This window comes from Chrysiogenes arsenatis DSM 11915, from assembly GCF_000469585.1.
GTDB lineage: Bacteria > Chrysiogenota > Chrysiogenetes > Chrysiogenales > Chrysiogenaceae > Chrysiogenes > Chrysiogenes arsenatis.
Window position 1 is genome coordinate 155,359 of sequence record NZ_AWNK01000007.1, and the last position, 22,223, is coordinate 177,581.

Here is a 22,223-nt window from a genome sequence, read left to right on the forward strand (position 1 = left end):
GGGTTCGGCTTTGCTCGGCGATTAAAAAAGGGCAGACTTTGCAGTCTGCCCTTTTTGCGTTAAATCTTCATCGGCACCGTGCCGCCGTACATTTCGGTACGAACCTTGGCAACCGATTCACTGTCAAGGTATTCATCAAGCGTCATGCGACGGTCAATGAGCCCATTCGGGGTAATTTCTACAATGCGATTGGCAATTGTTTCCACAAATTCTTGGTCATGCGAAGCAAAGATAAGTACTTCCGGGAATGCGGTCAGGCTATTGTTTAACGCGGTAATGCTTTCAAGGTCTAAGTGGTTGGTCGGGTCATCCAGGAGTAACGTGTTCGCGCCGCTCAGCATGAGTTTAGAAAGCATGCAGCGGACTTTTTCGCCACCGGAAAGGACTTTCACGTTTTTAAGCGCTTCATCTCCCGAAAAGAGCATCCGCCCCAGAAAGCTGCGTGCGAACGTTTCTCCTTCACCCGGCACATACTGCAAAAGCCATTCGACGATGTTCATATCGCCCTGAAAGTACGGCGAGTTATCTTTGGGGAAGTAATCCCACGTAATGGTCGTGCCCCACTCCACTTCGCCAGTATCGGGTTTTTTGTAACCGGTTAGCACGTCGAAAAGCACTGATTTCGCAAGGTCATTCGCGCCGACAAGGGCAATTTTATCCCCTTTATCGACAACTATATTCACGTTTTTCAGGATGTGAGTTCCATCTTCGAGCGTCACGTTAATATCGCTGGCGTTGACAATAATATTGCCGCACTCGCGTGTTGGCTTGAAGTGGACATAGGGAAAGCGTCGTGAGCTGGCAGGCATATCTTCAAAGGTGATTTTTTCGAGCAGTTTCTTGCGCGATGTCGCTTGTTTCGCCTTTGAAGCGTTAGAGCTAAATCGTTGGATAAACTCTTTGAGTTCATTGACTTTTTCTTGCTGCTTGCGGTTATCATCTTTGCGTTGGCGCGCCGATAACTGACTGGCCTGGTACCAGAACTCGTAGTTCCCCACATAGAGCTGAATGCGGTTGTAATCGATATCGGCAATGTGTGTGCAAACCGTGTTCAGAAAGTGACGGTCGTGCGAAACAACAATCAGTGTGTTTTCAAAACGGATCAGGAATTCTTCCAGCCAGCGGATAGAACGGATATCAAGGTTGTTGGTTGGCTCGTCAAGGAGGAGCACATCGGGATTGCCAAACAACGCTTGGGCGAGGAGTACACGGACTTTTTCTCCGCCTTCAAGTTCTTTCATCAGGCGACTTTGCAGAGCCTCTTCGATACCCAAACCGCTCAAAAGGGTAGCGGCTTCGGCTTCGGCTTCATATCCATTCATTTCCGCTACCAGCGATTCAAGATCAGCCGCACGGATGCCGTCGGCTTCGGTAAAGTCGCCTTTGGCATAAATGGCATTACGCTCATGTAGAATATCGTACAATTTTTTGTGACCCATGATGACGGTGTCAAGGACGGTATGTTCGTCAAAAGCGAATTGATCCTGACGTAGTACGGCTATCCGTTGACCAGAACCAAGTGAAATATCACCTTTATCGGGCTCAATTTCACCGCTCAAAATTTTCAGAAATGTTGATTTGCCAGCACCATTGGCGCCAATAAGCCCATAGCAGTTGCCAGGGGTGAATTTCAGGTTAACATCTTTAAACAGAATGCGTTTGCCAAAGGAAAGAGTAAGATTACTGACGTTGAGCATGCGAAAATGTCCTTATAATGAAATTTAATACGTGTGATGTGTGTTGATACCAGTGTGCCACTACAGCGACTTGCTTTCCAGCTCATCCCAGCGGGCGTATGCGGCGCTGATTTGTTGTTCCAATGTGGCATAGCGCTCGTTGGTTAGCTGGACGTCATTTGGCGCACGTTGGTAAAAGAGTGGATCGCCCAAGGTAGCAAAGAGCGCCTCTTTTTCTGTTTCCATGGTTTCGATGAGGGCGGGAAGTTTTTCCAGCTCAATTTTTTCGCCGTAGGTTAAACGTGTTGTGGCGTGCGTTGTAGCGGCCACCTCTTTGACTTTCGTGGCGGCTACGACAGCAGGTGCTTGAGCTTGAGACGGTATAGACTGCAAGGTAGCCTTCTGGCGCAACCAATCGTCATACCCACCGACAAACTCGGCAATACGCCCATTTCCTTCAAACACCAGCGTTGAGGTGACGATATTATTTAAAAATTCACGATCATGGCTGACAACAAGCAGCGTCCCCTGATATTCGTACAACTGCTCTTCCAGCAATTCGAGCGTTTCGCTATCAAGGTCGTTGGTCGGTTCATCCAGTACCAACACGTTCGAAGGCTTGCTGAACATTTTCGCCAGCAATAAACGGTTCCGCTCGCCACCCGAAAGGGCACTGACCGGAGTGCGAGCGCGCGCCGGGGTAAAGAGAAAATCCTGCAAATAGCTAATGATATGTTTCGGCTGCCCGTTGATGAGGAGCGTATCAGTCCCATCACTCACATTTTCTTGCACGGTTTTTGTCGGATCGAGCTGATCACGCATTTGGTCGAAGTACGCAATGGCGAGTTTGGTTCCGTGCTCGATGGAACCACTGTCTGGTAGCAGTTGCCCAAGGAGAATTTGAAGTAATGTGGTTTTCCCGACGCCATTGGGGCCGATTAAACCGATGCGGTCGCCACGCATAATGAGCGGCGAAAAGTTATCGATAATCAAATTATCGCCAAAGCGATGTGTAATTGCCGTTCCCGTCACAACAATATTGCCAGAGCGCTCTGCCGTTTGAATGTTCAGCCTGACACGCCCTTCTTGTTCGCGGCGTGCCTTGCGCTGGAGCCGGAGCTGTTCTAACTGCCGTACACGCCCTTCGTTACGGGTGCGCCTTGCTTTAATCCCTTGCCGAATCCACGCTTCTTCCTGATTCAGTTTTTTGTCAAACTGGGCGTTATGCTCCGCCTCGACGTCCAGAGCAGCCTTTTTGCGCGCCAAATATGTGGGATAGTCGCATTCCCAATTGGTGATTTCGCCACGATCTAGCTCGACAATGCGCGTGGCAACACGGCGCAAAAACATCCGGTCGTGCGTTACAAACAACAGCGTCGGCGCTTGCTGGCAAAGGAACTGTTCTAGCCAGTTGATTGAGTCGATATCAAGGTGATTGGTTGGTTCGTCCAGCACAAGCAGATTCGGGCGACTGACCAAGCTGCGCGCCAAGAGCACGCGGCGCTTCATTCCGCCGGAAAGCGAGTCGAATGGCGTGTGCGGGTCAATGCCCAGACGGGACGTAACCTGTTCCACCTGTTGCTGCACGACCCAGCCGTCAGCGGCATCAATCTGCTGCTGAAGGCGTTCAAGAATGTTCAGATTTGATTCAGAGGGCGTGTGTGCGATATCAAGCGATACCTGCTGGTAGCGCGCCAACAATTGCCCCGCTTCGCCTAATCCGTCCGCGATAACGCGGTAGACGGTTCCGGTCAGGGCGGGAGCAACTTCTTGACTCATAAAGGCGACGCGTATCCCTTGCTGTTTGACCACTTCGCCGCTATCGGGAGGGATGGCACCCGCAATAATTTGCAGTAAGGTTGATTTGCCCGTGCCATTGCGCCCGATGAGACATACGCGCTCGCCGGGCTCTATCTGAAGATTGACGTTTTCTAAAAGCGTTGGCCCGCCATACGCCATCCGCACATTTTGTACACTCAACAGTGACATGAATACGCCTGCACGTCACTCCCTTGTCGGGGTGTTAGATGACGCGGGATCAGATTCAGGGGATGTTCCGTCCTGCGGCTCGTTGTTAGTGTTCGGTTGCTCAGGCGGTTGCACTGTGTTGGTATCGGCAGTCACTTTTACCTCGCTGGCTTCCACGACATCAATCGGTTTTGATGTGGTATGCGGCACATAGTCGGGGTAATGGTTACGAATGATATCGTCAATCGCCTTACCGTCTATGGTTTCTTCTTCCAGAAGTTTTTTGGCCACTTCGTGCAGTATCTCAATATTGGTGGTCAGAATGGCTTTGGCGTTTTCGTAGTTGCGCATCACGAATTTTTGAATTTCGCTGTCAACGGAGCGAGCGGTGGTTTCGCTATAGTTTTTGTGCTGGGTGATTTCACGACCAAGGAAAATCTCCTCTTGCTTTTGGCCATAGACGAGCGGCCCCATCTCGTCGCTCATCCCCCACTCGCACACCATACGGCGGGCAATTTCAGTTGCGCGTTCGATGTCGTTGCCAGCACCGGTTGTTTTGTGCTTCATCACTAGCTCTTCTGCAATACGGCCACCCATCAGCATGGCAATCTGGTTTTCCAGATACTGGGCATCGTGGGTGAATTTATCATCCTGAGGCAAGTACATCGTCACGCCTAGCGCGCGGCCACGGGGAATAATCGTTACTTTATGCACCGGGTCAGTCCCTTTCAGAAACTTGCCGACAATTGCGTGACCCGCTTCGTGATAGGCCGTGTTGCGGCGTTCTTCTTCGGAAAGCACCATCGAACGGCGTTCTGGCCCCATGCTGACTTTATCTTTTGCCTCTTCAAAATCAACCATTTCCACGCGAATACGGTTACGGCGAGCGGCAATCAGTGCAGCTTCGTTGCACAAGTTGCTCAAGTCAGCGCCGCTAAACCCCGGCGTACCACGGGCGATCGTGTCGAGTACGACATTGGGGGCCAGTGGGATTTTCGAGGTGTGGACTTTCAGAATACCCAAGCGCCCTTTCATGTCCGGTTTGGGGACGATAACCTGACGGTCAAAGCGCCCAGGACGTTGCAGCGCAGGGTCGAGTACATCAGGACGGTTGGTGGCCGCAATCAGGATAACCCCTTCGTTCGACTCAAACCCATCCATTTCTACCAGAAGCTGGTTTAGGGTTTGTTCCCGTTCGTCGTGACCGCCACCAAGCCCGGCACCACGGTGGCGACCAACGGCGTCGATTTCATCAATAAAAATAATACACGGCGCATTCTTTTTTCCTTGTTCAAACAGGTCACGCACACGGCTGGCGCCGACCCCAACAAACATTTCTACGAAGTCCGAACCGGAAATACTAAAGAATGGCACACCGGCTTCGCCAGCAATGGCGCGCGCGAGCAGCGTTTTTCCCGTTCCGGGAGAGCCCATCAGTAAAACCCCTTTCGGGATTTTGCCCCCGAGCTTGGTGAATTTTTTCGGATCTTTTAAGAAATCAACGATTTCTACCAGCTCTTCTTTGGCCTCTTCCACACCAGCAACATCATTAAACGTTACTTTTGTGTCGGACTCTGAAAGCATTTTCGCTTTTGATTTACCAAAACTCATGGCTTTGTTGCCGCCCATCTGCATCTGACGCATAAAGAAAATCCATACGCCAATCAGAAGCAGCATCGGGAACCAGGAAATAAGGACTTGTAAATACCACGGCGTCCCTTCCGGCTGGCGCACATCAATTTGTATGCCGCGCTCTTTAAAGGTCGAAATCATGTCGGGATCGTTCGGTGCCACGGTTTGTATCCGTCGTCCTTCAACGTCACGTCCGATAATAGTATCACCCTGAATTTGCACTTCTGCGATAGAACCACGTTCAACCATGCCGATAAATTGCGAATAGGGGACGTTTCCGGTATTCGTGGTCTGAACATTGAACGTGTTAAACATCAATATAATTACCAATCCGACGACCACCCAAAGCGAAACATTCTTGTAAAAATTGTTATTCAAAGCTTACTCCTGAATTCTCAAAACTCCGACATACGGGAGTTCACGAAATGTATGATTAAAATCAAGCCCATAGCCTACAACAAAATGGTCTTCAATGGCAATTCCTGTATACAACGCGCGCAACTGATTCACGCGCCGTGAAGGTTTGTCGAGAAAGCAACACAGCTCAAGTCGTTTCGGATTGCGGGCACTCAGCATCCGCATCAAGTGCCCAAGCGTTTGTCCGGTATCAATAATATCTTCAACGATCAGCACATTTTTATCGGTAATCGAACGGCTTAAATCACATTCGACCTTCACTGATCCCGTTGATTCGCAATCGGCATACGACGAAACCCGCATGCAATCCATTTCGACCGACATCCCTTCCCGCGCCAGCGCGCGTGCGAGGTCAGCGGTAAACATCAGCGAGCCATTCAAAATGCACACCAATGTGAGCGACTCACCTGTAAAATCTGTGGCAATCTGCGCGGCCATCTTTTGCACCGTGCGGGCAATCGTTGGTTCATCAATCAGCGGGGTGATATGGTGTGACGTCAATGCAATACTCCTTTTGTGTCGGTGTTAGCTGCGAGGGAATACTTCCCACGCCGGCAATCCAGCGCACGGCTCCCTTCGCGTCCACGAGTAAAAATACGTGGGGGCGGGCATCTCGTGGAATTTTCTGGTCGATAAAAAACTTTTTCAGCGATACACGACCAGCCGTGCGGTGCAGATAATCACCAGCGCACCGTGTGCGCAACGTCAGGGGGAAATCTTCATCGGAAAGGCGTATGATCGATGTTTTTTCCGTGCGCCCTGCGTGTGTTGCCAGCGCGAGTGACAGGCTTGTATCACCGAACTGAAACGTTCCGCAACCTCGAATCGTCACCGGCAAAAATGGATCGCTTGCGGATGCCTGATTCTGACAAACACTCAACTCTCCATAGCAATGGTACAGCGTGTGGGTGGCGCTTATGGTGACGGTCGATGTGCCGCCGACGTGCGTACAGTGCAATACTTGGTCAATCATCCCTTCGGCGATAGAAGCGGAATAAGGATAGAGAAAGTGAACAAGAATCTGCCGTTGCAAATAGGGATCAAGCGCATGAAGCTGGGTCGTATCAATCGCTCCATCGGGAGTTAAGAGAGCACGGAATTCCCGTTCGACCGCGTTGCGATACGAATCCACCAGCGCGCCAAACTCTGCCGCAACATGGCGGCCACGCGTTGTATCCCACGAATATTCCTTTTCCAACAGCGGAATCAAATGGTTGCGGATGCGATTGCGCAGAGCATACGTTGTATTATTGGAACTATCTTCACGCCATACCAGCGCGTGATTTCGGGCAAATTGGTACAACTGAGATTTAGGGATTTCTTCAAGCAAATGGATGACATCTGGCTGCGGATTTGACCCCAGCAGTGCTGGCGAACGCCCCTGGAGCCAACGGATTATAAAACGCTCCAGTTGATCGTCCGCTGTGTGGGCGGTGGCAATCCAAAAAGGATGGCCGCTAAAAAAATCCGCACCAACCTGACGGAAAAAATGGTAACGGCTTGCGCGTGCAAATGCATGGAAATTTCCCGGATTGGCAGACGAGAGATGGCCGCGCTGCACGTAGCACGCAATGCCGTGGCTTTTGGCATATTCTTGCACCACCTGAGCGTCAGCCAATGACTCTGCACCGCGCAACCCATGTTCAAAATGGGCAATTACCAGCCGGAAATCGGTAGCATAGTGCCGCAGGAGTTCGGTAAGGCACATCGAATCGACACCGCCGCTCAGGGCGACGACGATAGCGCGCCGGTTGTCGCTGTCGCGAAGTCGCTGGAGGCGAGTATGAAAGGTATGGATACGGTTTTTCTCCATCGTGGTGCTGTCCTTATCGTGTAATCCATTTTTTCTAATGATCATATCAGGGTGGATTAGCAATGCCCAGCGGCTATTTTTCGCTATGGAAACCGCGGAAGATGCAAGTTGATTTCCGTATTGGGAAAGAATTCTTGCCATTCGCTGAATTTTCTGTAAATTTCCGCTTAGGGATAAAAACGTATTTTGCGGGTGATCATATGGGAAATTTTACAAATCGGGAAAATAGTGCACTACAGAGGATGGCAACGCCGCTTGCCTTGGGGCAGTTATTTCGTGAGGAGCGCAAGCGACAGGGGTTAACACTCGAAGAGGTCTATGCCCTTACGGGTCTGTCGATCCGCTTTCTTTCCGAGTTTGAACGCGGTAAGGCGAACGCTTCACTCGGGAGAGTCATGCTCGCACTCCATTCGCTTGGGCTGGAAATATTCATTGCACCACGCAGTAGTGGGTCATTATCGCGAACTAATGAGCGATTGTTATGAGCCATCGTCAAGGAACCGTTTGGTGGCAAACTGAACTGGTGGGGCATCTCAACGAAAACGAACACACCCTGATGGAGTTTCGTTATGCTGAAGCGTGGCTGACAGGGAAGCCTTTCCCGATATCGATCAGCTTGCCAATTGAGGCTCGTGATACGTGGCAAGCGGCACACAGTTTTTTTGCAGGTCTCCTCCCTGAAGGGGCTATGCGGCAGCGGGTAAGTCGACAATATCGCATTGCTGAAAACGATGATATGGGTTTACTGCTCGCCATCGGTGGGGATTGCGCTGGTGCCCTGAGTGTTTTACCAATTGGTGTTATCTCTTCCGAGTTACCGATAGAACCGCAACTTATAGATGAGACAACATTTGAGCGCCTTGTCGCCCACCGTGGAATACTCGGAGGGAGCAGCTTATCAACGAGCCCGCCACGTTTCTCTTTAGCGGGAGTGCAGGATAAACTGCCCGTCATTTCCGATCAGGGGCGATTCTTTCTTCCTGATGCACATAATCCTTCCAGTCACATCTTGAAATTCGAGACCATCAAGCGGGTGTGCTTTGCCGAATACATCGCCAATCAGATGGCCTGCAAACTTGGACTTAACGTCGTTCCAACACAATACCAGACAAAATCACTTGGAAAAAATGGTTTTGCCTGGCTCTTGATTGATCGCTATGACCGGATGCAAAGCGCCGATGGCCGACTGGTACGCTTGCACCAAGAAGATATACTCCAAGCGCTTGGGATGCCGACGCATGCCAAATATCAAAGCGATGGCGGTGTATCGCTTCGGGGGATCGGTGAAATGCTCCGTCATTACCTCGCACTGCCAGCCAAAGCCTTGGCACAACTGCGTGACTGGCAGATTTTTAACTTCCTGATTGGCAACTGGGATGGCCACGGCAAAAACCTCGCATTACTGTATACCCCGGGATCAGCGGCTCCGACGTTAGCTCCCTTTTACGACCTTGTGGCCATTGAATTTTTAAATCAACTCACCCCAGCACAATATGCACGGGAAATGGCGCTCTATATCGGCGACGAAAAAATACCGGAGCGCATCACAAAACCCCAATGGCAACTCATGGCAAAACATCTTGCTATGCCACCAAAGCCATTACTAGAAAGGGTTGCACACATAGCCGAACAGCTGCCGTATATCGCTACGCAATGCCGAGCCGAATTCGCCGCTCAACATGGTGACACGGCGATGTATGAAAAACTGGTTAACATGGTGAGTAAGCGATGTCGCTGGACACTAGAAACTCTTGGAAAGTTGAAATGAATTGCGTCCAAAGTAAGTAGCATTTTCTTGACAGGGGTATGTGATTGTATATCCTATCAGATATGCAAAAGCCAAAGGGGAACGCCATGCCAGTCGTCAAAAAACTCATAACGCTCGATGAATCTGTGGCAAAAGAATTGGAAATGGTTGCTGCCGCATTGCATAAAACGCAGCGGGAAGTGGTCGAAACCGCTCTTGATTTCTATTTCGACCATACCGATGCCATTATTGCGGACAAAATCACGCAGGATATTTGCGATGGCAAAATGCGTACTATCGACAGTGCCGAGGTGTATGCGGAGCTTGGCATTGATGAAGATTAAATATTCCGAGCAAGCCTTAAGCGATCTCAAATCATTCAACCAAACCGACAGGCAACTGATTGTCAATAAAATCCATTATCTGCGCGATAACTTTACCGCGTTAGCGCAAAGCAAAAAAGTTACCGAACTTAAAGGAACTCGCTTTGCGGGGCAGTACCGCTTTATTGTTGCCCGTAAAATTCGCGTTCTTTTTCGGGTGCAAAATAATGTAATGATACTACTGGTGCTTAGGGTGGGGCTTCGTAAAAATGCGTATGAGCAATAACCGGTTACAATGGGTGCTGCTTTTTTCTGAATGACATCGTAGATCATTGATAGATAGTATATTGCGGCCATGCGGAACAGCTGCTGAGTTTTTTGCTATATACACTGATAGTGTTACATTTTATAGTCATCACTCCATCGCCACTCAAGGAGCATGTATGTCTGAAAAAGAGGCAACCGCTCGCATCAAGATCAACAGACTGCTCGAAGCCGCTGGCTGGCGTTTTTTTCAAGAAGGTTGCTTGCTTGCCAATATTTGTCTTGAGCCGAGCGTCACAATCAACTCCTCCGACTTTGGTGCACTCGGCGCTAATTCCGCAAAAAACTCAAAGGGTGTTGTGGATTTCCTTTTCTTTTATTTTAAAGGCTTCCCACTCATTGGCACGCAGCAGCGACCTTCACCGCCAACCACAAATTTGTTACCCGTTTTGAGCAAAAAATCCTGGCTATACAGCCAATTGCGGCACAACTGGAATGAATATCAATGGAGTAATTGAATGAGTAACGTCAATATCAAGCGAGCCGTTGAGAACATTCGGACGAACACGACCGTTTACACTCCTGTTGTCGAAATGATTGTAAATGGAATTCAGGCTGTTGATGAAACGGGCCGAAAGGATGGCAAAGTGCTGGCGCGTGTGCAACGTAGTACCCAGGCCGAACTCGATGCTAGCCTGCCGGAGGTCATCGGTTTCGATATCGAGGATAACGGCATTGGCTTTACCGATGCGCACCGCAAGTCCTTCGATACGCTCTATTCTGACTTCAAAATAGAGGAAGGCGTGGTTCACGACATCATCTTCCCGCGCAAGGGTGACTCGGACTCCACGTCGTTCCACGATCACAATCTCTGGATCGTGGACGAGCGCCTAAATTTCACGACCTGGGTATCCTCCGATGTTCCGCTCGGCGGCAAGAATGCCGACCGACCTGACCTTCTTGTCTACAACAAGCGCGTGCTCTTCCGCGGAGACAACGAGGCGAGCAACCCGATCACCATCTTCGAGTTCAAGAAGCCGCAACGGGATGACTTCGTGAACCCTTCTTCGCACGAGGATCCGGTGCAGCAAATCGTGTGTTACGTGAACGACATCCGCGACGGTAAATACAAGACCCCCGAAGGCCGCAAGATGTTGGTCGCGGAGAACACGCCGTTCTACGGCTATGTCGTGTGTGACCTGACGCCCAAGGTCGAAACTTGGCTGGAGCGCGAGAAGAACTTCACGCCCATGCCGGACCGGCTGGGCTGGTTCCATTGGATGGGCAACATCAACCTCTATGTCGAGGTCATGAGCTGGGACAAGGTGCTCAGGGATGCGAAGATGCGCAATCAGATATTCTTCCAAAAACTTGGGATATAGTGGTTCCTAAATTCAAGCAATCAGGGCATCGCCCAGTGTCTTTTCAATGTCTACGCCTGAGAGCTTATGGAACACTTCGTAGGGCGTTTTATAATCCAGACATTTTCTCGCTGGTCTACTGTTGAGTTTATGTACGGCGTTGAAGACTTGCTGGTTGGTTACACCCGATAATGATGCTGTTGCTTTAGGGAAGTATTGACGTATTAATCCGTTGGCGTTCACCGCTCGTTGAGTGGTAAGGCATTGCCTATTAAATGAGGTCACAGGCTAACATTGCCGTTGATTTACCTCTTTGCCACCTTTCTGAAAACCCATTTTTCAAATTCCACCAGCAGGAACACGCCGAGGCCGATAGCGAACGGTATCAACCAGTGCTGCAACTTTAGGGGCGCTGAGTTGAAGAGCGTGTGCATAAAGGGGGCATACACGAAAACGAGTTGGAGTCCGAGTAAGATAACCACGCTGATCCACGCTGCACGATTCGCAAAAAGGCGTTGGAGCGTCATGCTCGATTCCCGCAGGAAGCGGCTATTGAAAAGATAGAATATTTGCCCGAAAACCAGTGTGTTGACGGCCAACGTCCTGGCGAGTTCTATCGGCATGCCACTGTGTTTTTCGAAAACAAAGACACTGAAGGTTGCTCCTGCAATCAGGGATGAGACAAATGCTATGCGCCACAGAAATACTCCATCTAAAATTGAAGCGCCAGGCTTGCGCGGTGGACGCTGCATTACATCGGGTTCGGACGGCTCAAATGCCAGTGCGAGGGCGAGCGTGACTGCTGTAACCATATTTACCCACAGTATTTGCACTGGAGTGAGGGGTAAAAGGAAGCCAAACGCTACTGCTGCGAGAATGACCAGTCCTTCGGCGCCATTCGTTGGCAAAATAAAGAGGATTGCTTTGCGTAGGTTGTCATATGTGGTGCGACCTTCTTCTACTGCTCGCTCGATAGAAGCAAAATTATCGTCTGCTAAAACGATTTTAGCGGATTCTTTCGTCGCTTCTGTTCCCTTAATCCCCATTGCAATGCCAACATCGGCACGCTTGAGGGCAGGCGCATCGTTCACCCCATCGCCGGTCATCGCGACAACGTCCCCGTTGGCTTGCAGCGCCATGACCAGTCGGAGCTTATGTTCGGGGCTGGTTCGGGCAAAGATAACATTTTGCCGCACCAGTGCTTGCAGTTCACTCTCGGATGCCATTTCCAGCTCGCTGCCAGTGATGGCATATTTCCCATCGCCAATCCCCATTTCGCGACCAATTGCCTTGGCCGTTCCGGCGTGGTCACCTGTGATCATGATGACGCGAATTCCCGCACGATGACATGCGGCAATGGATTCAATCGCTTCAGGACGTGGCGGGTCGATAATCCCCACAATGCCCAGAAAAATCATATCGTTTTCAATGTCGTGTCGTGTAAGTGTCTGCGTTTCGCTTGCCACCGTGCGATGTGCTGCTGCTAGCACGCGCAACCCTTGATTACTGAGGATATTGATCTGTTCTTCCCAATAGGGGCGGTCAATCGGGGCAGTCGAGTGGTCGGCGCACTGCTGGAGTGAACAGCGACCCAGCAATCTATCTGGCGCTCCTTTGAGTAAAATCTTTTTATGGCCATGAGAAAACTCATTGAGTGTCGCCATAAATTTGTTTTCCGATTCAAATGGGATAATATCAATGCGTGTCACACCTGCTGAGTTAAACGCCGCTTTCATACCGAGCGTGCGCAGCGAACCTTCGGTTGGTTCCCCAACCAACTCCCAGCGCCCATTCTCTTCGTGCAAGGTTGTATCGTTGCAGATATCCATCACTTCGATCAGCGCATGCAGATCGTATGCATGATCGAGCGCAACGGTGTGGCCGTTACGAGTAATGTCGCCGTCAGGGTTATATCCTGTCCCCGAAATGGTATAGGTATGATCCGCTGTCGTGACATGGCGCACGGTCATTTCATTGCAGGTGAGTGTGCCGGTTTTATCGGAACAAATAACGGTGACGGAACCGAGCGTTTCAACGGCATTCAGTTTCCGCGTAATCGCGTTGCGGCGTGCCATGCGTTGAACACCAAGCGCGAGGGTAATGGTCAAAATGGCGGGTAAACCTTCTGGGATAGCAGCCACGGTAAATCCAATAGCGGCTAAGAGAATGTCTCCGAGGGGATAGCTATGAAAGAACCAACCCGCAAAACCCATCAGGAATGCCATGCCAACGATTGCGACCGACAGCACTTTGCCGAATTGCTTCATTTGCTTTGTCAGCGGAGTTTCCAGCGTTTCAACTTCGGCGATCAGTGTGCTGATATGGCCGATTTGGGTGGCGGCTCCCGTCGCACTCACCACGCCGAGTCCGCGCCCTGCGACAACGAGAGTTCCCGAAAAAGCCATGCCGTGACGGTCGCCAATACCACTTTCCGGTGCGGCGACATGAGTCGTTTTGTCGGATGGTACGGATTCGCCAGTGAGCGCCGACTCCTCTATCGCAAGATTAACGGCGTCGAGCAGTCGCATATCGGCAGGAACGCGGTCGCCGGAACGGAGTCGGACAATGTCGCCTGGGACTAATTCAGCTGCGTCAATTTCATCCCATGCGCCATCACGTAAGACATGCGCTTTGAGGGAGAGCATGTTGCGTATCCCTTCCAATGCCTCTTCTGCTTTCCCTTCTTGAATAAAGCCAATAATCGCATTGATAACAACTACTCCCAGAATAACGCCTGTGTCAATCCAATGTCCCATCAGTGCGGTAATCAGCGTGGCCAGCAGCAGGATATAAATTAATACATCGTGGAAGTGTTTAAAAAATCGTTTAAAGAGCCCTTCTTTCGGTGGAGAAGGGAGGCGGTTCGGTCCGACAGTAGCCAGCCGTGCGGCGGCTTCATCTGATTGAAGCCCTGTGCGGCTGCTCTGCAGGGAAGTGATTACGTCGTGCGCCTCACGGGCATGCGGATTTTCGATGTGAAAGGGATTATGGGTCATAGTGCTATCCAACGCATACTTTCTGCCGCTTATTGCGGGGGGTTCTGGCGATCCAGCGCTTGGAGCACAATCGCCTTGAGTTCGCGAACTTCGTGGCGCAAGTCGTCAATATCGTCATGTAGTTTTTGCTCTTTCATGTCCGCAATATGTTCAAGCTCTTCGATCTGTTGGCTTTGCGCTTCACGAGCCTGGCTCTGCATCGCGTCAACAATGACGGCGATAAAAAGATTCAGCATGGTGAAGGTAGCTATCATAATAAATGGTACAAAAAAGATCCACGCGTAAGGGTGCACTTCCAATACCGGTCTGACAATCCCCATCGACCAGCTTTCAAGTGTCATAATTTGGAAAAGTGTATACATAGAAGCGCTGATAGAGCCAAACCATTCGGGGAAATCATGGCCGAAGAGCTTTGTGCTCATGACGGCCGAAACATAGAAAAGAAGAAGGAGCAACGAAATAATCGCACTCAGGCCGGGAACAGCAGAAAGTAAGGCCGAAACGACGGAGCGCATCCGTGGTGAGGAGGAAACAAGCTTGAGCACCTTGAGGATCCGTAAACTCCGCAGTATAGAAAAGGCACCTGTGGCCGGAATGAGCGCAATTCCAACGACGACAAAATCAAACACGCGCCAAGGATCGCGAAAAAAGCGTTTGGGTCCTAACGCGACTAAGGCGAGGAGTATTTCAACGACAAAGACGGCCAGACAGGCCCGATCAATGGTATAGAGGAGGTCGCCGTACTCGCGGTTAACCGATGGTACGGTTTCCAGTCCCAAGATGACCGCATTCAAAATGATAATGGCAATAATCGTTTGATGAACAGAACGCTTTTCTATCCACCGATATAAGCGCTCCCTCCATTCGAGAGTATGTTGTCCTTCCATGAAAAACCTTCCTACTTTTGCTGTATACGCAACCAAGCTAAAAATAGCGCACTCTGGCGGCGGTGGCTACCGTATACGACTATTGGCAGTTATTTTTCTGGTTTATGCGGGATGGTTTCTGTTCGGGCGCGTGACAACACTTTGGTTATCAAGTCGCGAAAGACAAAGAAATGTGCTGGGAGCATCGCATACCAGTAGAGACGCCCGGCAATTCCATCGGGATAAAAGTATGCTGTTTGAATCAGTTCGTCGCCATCAATCATAAACTCCAGCCACGCTTTGCCAGGGAGTTTCATCTGAGCAAAAAGCAGCAGGCGGCGGTCGGGTTCCAGCTCCACAACTTTCCAAAAGTCAAGGCAATCACCGATACGCAGATCGCAGGCATCGCGTCGTCCTCGATTGCGTCCGAATCCTCCTAAAAGTTTATCGATAAACCCACGCATCCCCCAAAGCCAGTCATAGGAAAACCAGCCGGAATCACCACCAAGCATGGTGAAGGAGCGGTACACCGCCGCTGCCGTGGCACCGTTTAGTGGAGCACGGCGGCGATCAATCAAAAGCGCGTTGGCAATATCGCCTTGGCGGTGCTTTTCCCAGATTTCCCCACCACTATCACTCCAACGGCTGACCACCTGACGCGATTCAATTTCATCGAGTGCACGGCGCACACTTGCTTCGTATGACATTGGCTGAAAGGAAAAAAGCTCTTTCGCTCGTGAATTCTGGACGATAACGGGCGAAGATAATCCTTCGATTAACTCGCGTGCGACAACGTAGGGCACGGAGGTAAAGAAAATCAGCCAGTATGATGATAATGTTGGCGTCATAACGGGTACGGGGATAATTTTCCGCTTGAGCCCCATAACGCTGGCCGTGCGCAGCATCAACTCGCGGTACGTCATGGCATCGGCACCAATATCAATCATTTGATTGCCGCTTACTTCTAATGTGGCGCTGTTGACCAAGTAGCGGACGACATCGTCTACGCCAATTGGTTGTGCCATAGTTTCCACCCAGCGTGGCGTGATCATGATAGGAAGCTTTTGCGTAAGGTTGCGGATGATTTCAAAGCTGGCGCTGCCGGAGCCGATGATCACACCCGCGCGAATCCAGAGTGTTTGAATCTGATCAGGGCGGGAAGAAAGCACTTCGCCTGTTTCAATACGGCTCAGTAAATGTTCGCTGGCATGTGCTTTATCGCCAAGGCCGCCTAAGTATATGATGCGCTTTACACCAGCGTTGATAGCCGCTTCCAGAAATAAGCGGGCACTGGTTTTATCTTTTTCGCGATACTCCGCCCCCGCCGCGAGCGAATGAATCAGGTAATACGCAATGTCGATACCGCTCAGTGCGTGACGTAATGCCACCGCGTCGAACGTAGTCGCTTCGGCAATTTCGCAACGCTGAGTGGTCGTTAGGTCAAGGCTTTTCGCGTTTCGCACCATAAGGCGGAGTGAAATGTCCGGTACGCTCAAAAGTGCCTGTTTCAGGCGTCTGCCAATGTAGCCATTGGCACCGGTCAGGAGAATATGCATTACGTGTTGCCCCCTTATGAGAGATTGCGCTCTCTCTTCTGCAAAGAGTCAAGAGTAGTCCTTCTGGGCGAATAGCGCTACTGGGGATTTTTCCTGCTGCATGGCAGGATGGTGCGGTTTTGCTGTCAGAAAAACAAAACCCCCTTCGCCGGAGGAAATCCGGCGAAGGGGGTTTGTATGAAACAAGGGAAACGTTAGAGAACAGCGGCGAGATACTCGTCAGTTTTCTTGCGGATCTCTTTTTGCACTTCTTTGGGATCAATATCGACAAATTTCTCATCTGGGGTGACTTTGAAGAGGGTTTGCCCTTTCGAAACAATAATCCCTTCGGTTCCTTCAATAACGATTTTGTCGATCGTGCCGGCAAATGGTGCAGGCACTTTATTAAACATTTTCATAACTTCGATGATATAGAGCGGTTGTCCTTTTTCAAAATGCATCCCTTCGTGGATAAAGGAAGGCATTCCTGGGGCTTCCTGTCCATAGTACATGCCGCCACATATGGCCGCAATTTCATCGGCTTTGGTGACGGGAGGTGGCACGAGTACCTTTTTCATCCGCGCTTGCAGGTCAGGGTCGCTCAGTTCATCAGGGATGATGATCTCCATCTCGTCTGTGATGCGCAGGTTCCAGAATCCGGTGTTTTCTGCGATCAGGAAGAGCATGCCCAAGAGTTCCATTCCCGCTTCATAGCCAGCGTGGGCGCTGCGAACGGCTTCCCAAGTGTTCGCATCAAAACCTTTGGGAGCTTTGGGTTTGGCTAAAATTTCGCTGGCCTTCGCGTAATCTTGTTTGGTCAGTTTTAATTTGTCACGCAACGTGTCATAGAAACGGAGCGCAGCTTGAAGCAAGTCGTTGTCGTGCGACCAGATCACTTCGGCGGCGGGTGCGGTTGGGTCGTAGCTCATATTGAGGTATTCATAGGTTTCGTCAAGAATAACAATAGGGTTACGCTGCCATGCTACTTTGCCGTTCTCGATCTTAAAGTTCTTGCGGTTAATGCTGAGCCAGCCGGAGAGGAGATGCGGATCGCCAAGGAGGATTTCCATCGGACGGGTAATCAGCGTCCCTTTGCGGTCGAGAATATTCGAAATGCTCTTGAGCGCTTTCCCTTGTTCCGCGGGGTCAGTGATCGCTTCTACCACCTGTTTTGCATAGTGTTTTTTCATTTGCAAGAAGGCATGAACCGGATCAAGTTTGTTGGCTTCCTCTTTCAGGATGCCGACGAGAGTCAGATAGGGCACGACGAAGCGGGTGGTTGGTTTGGCATTCACATTTGTGCCAAGGAACCAGTTGACTAAGCCGTAGTGGAATTGCAGGTTGGTAGCCAGATCGGTGCCACGCAGGTTGGTAGAACGGAGCACTTTGGCAAGGTGCTGATAGCTTTCAAGGCGGTTGTCACCTTTCGTGAGTAACAGCGCGATGTTGGAGTCATAGGCTCCCGCCACTTTGTAGTTCATGAAGATGCCGGTATCTGGATTTTTAATGCAGATACCTTGGTCGTCACGCACTTCACCTTCGATAGGGGCAGACCAGTAGCGGATCATGCCGCCAGCATGCGGTGAAAGCGATGAGTCGGTGGCGTTCAGGCGCGCTTCGACCGAAGCGTTATAGCGCACGACCCGTTCGGGCTTTGGTAGGCGCTCTTTGTGTTGTGCAAGCAGCGCCATCGCTTCGACGAGTGATTCGACGATAAAGAAGTCGTTTTTATTTTTCGGGTTGGTGAATTTCAGGCTGTAGCACAGTTCGGTAACGCGGTGTTCCACCTGAATGCGAGTGTTCACTTCCATGAAGTAGTGGCGATCACGGTCGACAATACATTCGAACGTTGACGCCGAATCAAGTCCGACCGCTTGGCCGAAGCGTGCCGCTTCTTCTTCCATTTTCTTCAAAACGGTGAGGTCGCTTGCTAGTGACGCCGCTTCGCCCGTTCTCCCAGCTTTTTTGGCTACTTCAATGGCGGCCTTGAGCCCTTCTTGTGTGACTGATACTTCAAGGAGTTTTTGCTCGTGCATTTGCAATGAGCAGTCCCGCCCACCAAGTGATATGCACCATTTGCCGTTACCGAGCAGCTGGATTTCGTTGTGACGGGTTTGTTCGATGTTCAGCTCAATAAGGACGTTTTTGTTATCGCCAACGCCACCGGCTTTTACTTCGTTCAGGATTTCACGCACCATGCCAGGTGCATCAGAAGCGGCTTTTTTAATGGCAGCTTCGTCGATTTTTTTGGCAACCAGTAGAGAGGCTCCTAAAATCCGCTGCCCTTTCCCGCCGCCGCCGCCGATGGCTTTGAGGCGGACGCGACTGCGTGGGTATTTGCGGAACATTTCGGCAACTTCATACTCAACTTGGGCGCAGAGTTCTTCGACAGAAAAAAGGTCGACCCCTTTGGCATACGAAGCAAACAAGATAGCATCGGCCAGAGTTTCCAGCGGAGCTTGCGTGTCGTCTACAATAGCTTTGGGGAGGTTGAAGCCTTCCACGTTCGCCATGCCAATGAGCTTTTCGCGCGTTGGATATTTTTTGACCAAGGTGCGCGCGGTGACGTTGTCAATCCCTGGGGTAACGCTGACGTTGACTTGCAAGGCCGTCCGCTTTGCTTCGTCTTTTTTGCCGGCACGAGCCTGTGTCCCAGAGTTCGGGCCGAGGAATTTCAGACCAGCTCTTTCGATACAGGCAACAAATTCTTCGTCTTCCGCCATGAAGCCGTAGCCAGCGAAAACTGAGTCATAGTTGTTGTCTTTAGCGATTTGGATGATTTGTTCAATCCGTTCGACACGCTCTTCTTTGCTGGCACCAGTGTAGTCGGGTACGCGATGGACGCGGGTGGAATCTTTCAGTTGGCGCAGCTCGGGCGCCAGAGCGTTGGGGTACACAATCGAATCTTTTTCGGAAAGCAAAATTCCATAGTGGGTGATTCCCATTTCTTCAAAAACATCCATCGCTTCTTTACGAATTGGGCCACGACAGACGATGAGAGGGCGCAGGTCTTCGCAAGCAAAAGAGCGTACCCATTCTGACGATGACTCGCTAAGGCGGCGGTTGCGATGAATCAGCGGGTTGTGTTTATAGTAGTCAACAGTATGTGTCATGAGTGTTTTACTCCTGGTCTGGTTTTTCGAGTCTTTTTCTCAGGCTGCACAGTGGCAGAATATCAGTGGAATTCGCGCTGAACGCCGCTCATAGGCGATGGCTTGTAGTGTCTGAGGAAGAAGTTGAGGTTTTCGCCGAGTACCTTCCGGAGGTCAGTTGGCATAACGATCGAAGAAATCGACCCGAGTGCCAAACCTTCTTTGGGGTTCATAAGCTCTTTTTCGTAGCGCTGGTTGAGGAGAGCCTCTTCAGCTTTCATCCAGTCGGCGGCTTCTTTTTCTGCATCACGTTTTGCGGCGGCACTTTCCATCCCTGCGGCAATGCGTTCTTGTGTGCCCGTTTTGACGCGACCAGCGACGGCATTGCGGATCTTGCGAACTTCATCTTTGTACACAAATTCTTTTCCTGCTGGCCCCATAACCGAAAGGCGCGTGGTTGGGAGCGCCAATACGAGATCGGCTCCGGTAGGATAGTTATTGTATGACGCGTACGCACCACCGAAGGCATTGCGCAGAATAAGCAGGATGCGTGGTGTTCTGAGGTCGACAATAGAGTCGAGCATGGAGCGTCCCGCCTGAACGATACCGCGTGATTCCTGTTCGCGTCCGGGGAGGAAGCCAGTGGTGTCTTCCATGAAGATGACCGGAATATTGTAGAGGTTACAGAAGCGGATAAAGCGAGCAATTTTGAGAGCTGCATCAACGTCAATCTGCCCTGATGCGACGGCGCTGTTGTTACAGCAGAAGCCAACTACGTTGCCTCCAAGGCGACCAAAAGCGGTAATAACGCAACGGGCGCGATCTGGTTGCAGTTCGATATAATCGCCAAAATCGCAGATTTGCTGGATGACGATAGAGACGTCGAAAGGCGTATTAAAGCCGGTCGGCGAGTTAAAGGCTTTTTTGAGAAGGGTGTTGATTTCCCATGTTTTCCGGTCAAGCGGGTCGCTGGTTGGCTGGAATGGAGCCATTACGCTATTGTTATCGGGGATGTAGCTCAGGAGGCGTACGGCGCGGCGCAGGGCAGCAACTTCGTCCGCAACGGTAATGTCGGCTACCCCAGATTGCCCGTGCACCATTGGGCCGCCGAGTTCTTCCGGTGTAATGTCTTCACCGAGAACTGACTTCACAACTCCAGGGCCAGTCAAGCCGAAAAAGGTGTCATTCGGCTGAATAACAAAGCTTCCCTGACGTGGTAAATAACTGCCGCCGCCAGCGTTAAAGCCGAACATACACATGATACTGGGAACAACACCGCTGATTTTACGCAGAGCGGTAAAGGCTTCAGCGTATCCGTCAAGACCGCCTACGCCAGCAGGAACAAAGGCTCCGGCGCTGTCGTTCATGCCGATAACCGGAATCCCTTTTTCGCCAGCCATGTAAAAAAGGCGCGCGAGCTTATTGCCGTTTGTCGCGTCCATTGAACCGGCGCGTACGGTAAAGTCATGACCATACACAGCGACATCGCGGCCAGCGATATTTAAAATCCCGGTAACGAGCGAGGCGCCGTCAAGGTTTTTGCCCCAGTTCTGGTAGAGGATATTCGGTTCTTGATCCGTGAGAACTTTAATCCGCTCCCACACTGTCATACGCTTTTTAAAATGTTGTTTCTCGATCTGTTCAATGGCGACAGATTTGATAGGGCGTTGAATGAGTTCGTGCCCTTCTTTCATTGCCTCTTCATAAGGGCCGGCCTTCCGGGATACTTCCCCCGGAATGGTGAATTCCACCACTTCAGCAGAATCAAAAGGATTCTTTAATGAAGGTTTGATCATCGTTTTGGACATTGCACCCTTCCTTCTTAATAAAATTAACGACTTGAAAACTCAGTTTGGCACAAAAAGAGCCTGACACCTGCGCAAGGAGGGATGATCAGGCTGTTGTTACCATTTTGAATCAAACTACTTTTGATTACTGGCAGAAATTATCGGAATGACGAAGAATTGTCAACTGCTAACTGTATACAATGTGCTGGTTTTATATTTCTGTTTTATTTCAGGTAAGTTGTTTTTGTTGAAAAGGATATATTGATTTTTTCGGGAATTGCCTTGTCAGCGAATGATGGCTTATTGATGCCATTTTAAAACGCATAATGTGATTTGTGCTGAATTTTGTGTAGCTGATGGGTTAATTTCTGCCACTCATGGGCGTGAGGATAGTTGGGATGTGTCGTGTTGAAAAAAAGAAAAAGCCGGAGAAGTATTCTCCGGCTTGATGATGTTCCGTGGTGGGGCTGAAGAGACTCGAACTCTTATGACTTGTGGTCACTGCCGCCTGAAGACAGCGCGTCTACCAATTCCGCCACAGCCCCTTGCGGGTGCGAAGCGGACTTATACGGCAATGCGTAGGGCTTGTCAACGAGAAAGTAGCGTGTTTGTCAGTTGTTGGTGGCGCGAAAGGTAAATCTCTTTTTCGTGGTATTTCTTCGAGTCCATTTCTTGACCAACACTTGATTCGCCATTATAGTATATTCCTGAAAAACAGGCGGTGACGCTGCACCATAGACAGGAGT

16 protein-coding genes, 1 tRNA gene and 1 pseudogene are annotated in these 22,223 nt (G+C 50.5%); 6 read left to right on the forward strand and 12 right to left on the reverse strand.

Annotated features, from left to right (window positions below):
* Window positions 1-59: 59 nt before the first annotated feature.
* The 5 genes from P304_RS0106240 to tilS all read right to left on the reverse strand — a co-directional run bounded on the left by P304_RS0106240 (window position 60) and on the right by tilS (window position 7,551).
* Complete coding sequence (locus P304_RS0106240) at window positions 60-1,697, reverse strand: ABC-F family ATP-binding cassette domain-containing protein (RefSeq protein ID WP_027389840.1); 1,638 nt, start codon at window positions 1,695-1,697, stop codon at window positions 60-62.
* A 60-nt stretch (window positions 1,698-1,757) separates the two neighbouring features.
* Window positions 1,758-3,665, reverse strand: coding sequence for an ATP-binding cassette domain-containing protein (locus P304_RS0106245; RefSeq protein ID WP_027389841.1), 1,908 nt, complete (start codon window positions 3,663-3,665; stop codon window positions 1,758-1,760).
* 15 nt (window positions 3,666-3,680) lie between these two features.
* A complete protein-coding gene (gene ftsH / locus P304_RS14355; protein ID WP_425479992.1) occupies window positions 3,681-5,591 on the reverse strand; it encodes an ATP-dependent zinc metalloprotease FtsH in 1,911 nt (636 codons plus the stop codon).
* Between the two features lie 66 nt (window positions 5,592-5,657).
* Window positions 5,658-6,194: a hypoxanthine phosphoribosyltransferase gene (gene hpt, locus P304_RS0106255; RefSeq protein WP_027389842.1), complete on the reverse strand. Its 537-nt coding sequence runs from the start codon at window positions 6,192-6,194 to the stop codon at window positions 5,658-5,660.
* A complete protein-coding gene (tilS, locus tag P304_RS0106260) occupies window positions 6,163-7,551 on the reverse strand; it encodes a tRNA lysidine(34) synthetase TilS (RefSeq protein ID WP_160165022.1) in 1,389 nt (462 codons plus the stop codon). Before tilS ends, hpt begins: the two co-directional genes overlap by 32 nt.
* A gap of 197 nt (window positions 7,552-7,748) precedes the next feature.
* Between tilS and P304_RS16600 the strand changes: the two genes are divergently transcribed.
* The 6 genes from P304_RS16600 to P304_RS14360 all read left to right on the forward strand — a co-directional run bounded on the left by P304_RS16600 (window position 7,749) and on the right by P304_RS14360 (window position 11,222).
* Entirely contained in the window at window positions 7,749-7,991 is a 243-nt protein-coding gene (locus tag P304_RS16600) for a helix-turn-helix domain-containing protein (RefSeq protein WP_027389844.1), read from the forward strand.
* The gene (locus tag P304_RS0106270) at window positions 7,988-9,274 is read left to right on the forward strand and encodes a type II toxin-antitoxin system HipA family toxin (RefSeq protein ID WP_027389845.1); all 1,287 of its coding nucleotides are present in this window, start codon (window positions 7,988-7,990) and stop codon (window positions 9,272-9,274) included. Before P304_RS16600 ends, P304_RS0106270 begins: the two co-directional genes overlap by 4 nt.
* An 86-nt stretch (window positions 9,275-9,360) precedes the next feature.
* Entirely contained in the window at window positions 9,361-9,597 is a 237-nt protein-coding gene (locus P304_RS0106275) for a hypothetical protein (protein ID WP_027389846.1), read from the forward strand.
* Entirely contained in the window at window positions 9,587-9,862 is a 276-nt protein-coding gene (locus tag P304_RS0106280) for a type II toxin-antitoxin system RelE family toxin (RefSeq protein ID WP_051321469.1), read from the forward strand. The genes P304_RS0106275 and P304_RS0106280 overlap by 11 nt, the downstream gene beginning before the upstream one ends.
* A gap of 157 nt (window positions 9,863-10,019) precedes the next feature.
* Window positions 10,020-10,358, forward strand: a complete 339-nt coding sequence (locus P304_RS0106285; RefSeq protein WP_027389848.1) for a hypothetical protein — start codon at window positions 10,020-10,022, stop codon at window positions 10,356-10,358.
* On the forward strand, window positions 10,359-11,222 hold the full coding sequence (locus P304_RS14360) for a hypothetical protein (protein WP_027389849.1): 864 nt from the start codon (window positions 10,359-10,361) through the stop codon (window positions 11,220-11,222).
* A 12-nt stretch (window positions 11,223-11,234) separates the two neighbouring features.
* On the opposite strand, the pseudogene P304_RS17335 reads toward P304_RS14360, so the two are convergent.
* The 7 genes and pseudogenes from P304_RS17335 to P304_RS0106320 form a co-directional block, all read right to left on the reverse strand.
* A pseudogene (locus P304_RS17335) lies at window positions 11,235-11,441 on the reverse strand (IS30 family transposase); the annotation flags it as partial.
* A 65-nt stretch (window positions 11,442-11,506) separates the two neighbouring features.
* A complete protein-coding gene (locus tag P304_RS0106295) occupies window positions 11,507-14,197 on the reverse strand; it encodes a cation-transporting P-type ATPase (protein WP_027389850.1) in 2,691 nt (896 codons plus the stop codon).
* 29 nt (window positions 14,198-14,226) lie between these two features.
* Window positions 14,227-15,084 (reverse strand): ion transporter, encoded by an 858-nt coding sequence (locus P304_RS0106300; RefSeq protein ID WP_027389851.1) that lies wholly within the window; start codon window positions 15,082-15,084, stop codon window positions 14,227-14,229.
* Window positions 15,085-15,173: 89 nt separating this feature from the next.
* Window positions 15,174-16,619 carry an SDR family oxidoreductase gene (locus P304_RS0106305; RefSeq protein WP_027389852.1) on the reverse strand — a complete coding sequence of 482 codons (1,446 nt, stop codon included), beginning with the start codon at window positions 16,617-16,619 and terminating at the stop codon, window positions 15,174-15,176.
* 194 nt (window positions 16,620-16,813) lie between these two features.
* Window positions 16,814-19,711: an ATP-binding protein gene (locus P304_RS0106310; RefSeq protein WP_027389853.1), complete on the reverse strand. Its 2,898-nt coding sequence runs from the start codon at window positions 19,709-19,711 to the stop codon at window positions 16,814-16,816.
* Between the two features lie 62 nt (window positions 19,712-19,773).
* The gene (locus P304_RS0106315; RefSeq protein WP_027389854.1) at window positions 19,774-21,498 is read right to left on the reverse strand and encodes an acyl-CoA carboxylase subunit beta; all 1,725 of its coding nucleotides are present in this window, start codon (window positions 21,496-21,498) and stop codon (window positions 19,774-19,776) included.
* A gap of 438 nt (window positions 21,499-21,936) precedes the next feature.
* Window positions 21,937-22,022, reverse strand: a tRNA-Leu gene (locus P304_RS0106320).
* Window positions 22,023-22,223 lie beyond the last annotated feature (201 nt).

Bases quoted from the DNA above. Each gene is read 5' to 3' on its own strand.
- P304_RS14360 (WP_027389849.1), top strand. From the start codon at position 10,359: ATGAGTAACGTCAATATCAAGCGAGCCGTTGAGAACATTCGGACGAAC.
- P304_RS0106305 (WP_027389852.1), bottom strand. From the start codon at position 16,619: ATGCATATTCTCCTGACCGGTGCCAATGGCTACATTGGCAGACGCCTG.
- P304_RS0106245 (WP_027389841.1), bottom strand. From the start codon at position 3,665: ATGTCACTGTTGAGTGTACAAAATGTGCGGATGGCGTATGGCGGGCCA.
- P304_RS0106280 (WP_051321469.1), top strand. From the start codon at position 9,587: ATGAAGATTAAATATTCCGAGCAAGCCTTAAGCGATCTCAAATCATTC.
- P304_RS16600 (WP_027389844.1), top strand. From the start codon at position 7,749: ATGGCAACGCCGCTTGCCTTGGGGCAGTTATTTCGTGAGGAGCGCAAG.
- P304_RS0106270 (WP_027389845.1), top strand. From the start codon at position 7,988: ATGAGCCATCGTCAAGGAACCGTTTGGTGGCAAACTGAACTGGTGGGG.
- tilS (WP_160165022.1), bottom strand. From the start codon at position 7,551: ATGATCATTAGAAAAAATGGATTACACGATAAGGACAGCACCACGATG.
- P304_RS0106275 (WP_027389846.1), top strand. From the start codon at position 9,361: ATGCCAGTCGTCAAAAAACTCATAACGCTCGATGAATCTGTGGCAAAA.
- P304_RS0106310 (WP_027389853.1), bottom strand. From the start codon at position 19,711: ATGACACATACTGTTGACTACTATAAACACAACCCGCTGATTCATCGC.
- P304_RS0106295 (WP_027389850.1), bottom strand. From the start codon at position 14,197: ATGACCCATAATCCCTTTCACATCGAAAATCCGCATGCCCGTGAGGCG.
- ftsH (WP_425479992.1), bottom strand. From the start codon at position 5,591: ATGTTTAACACGTTCAATGTTCAGACCACGAATACCGGAAACGTCCCC.
- P304_RS0106300 (WP_027389851.1), bottom strand. From the start codon at position 15,084: ATGGAAGGACAACATACTCTCGAATGGAGGGAGCGCTTATATCGGTGG.
- P304_RS0106240 (WP_027389840.1), bottom strand. From the start codon at position 1,697: ATGCTCAACGTCAGTAATCTTACTCTTTCCTTTGGCAAACGCATTCTG.
- P304_RS0106285 (WP_027389848.1), top strand. From the start codon at position 10,020: ATGTCTGAAAAAGAGGCAACCGCTCGCATCAAGATCAACAGACTGCTC.
- P304_RS0106315 (WP_027389854.1), bottom strand. From the start codon at position 21,498: ATGTCCAAAACGATGATCAAACCTTCATTAAAGAATCCTTTTGATTCT.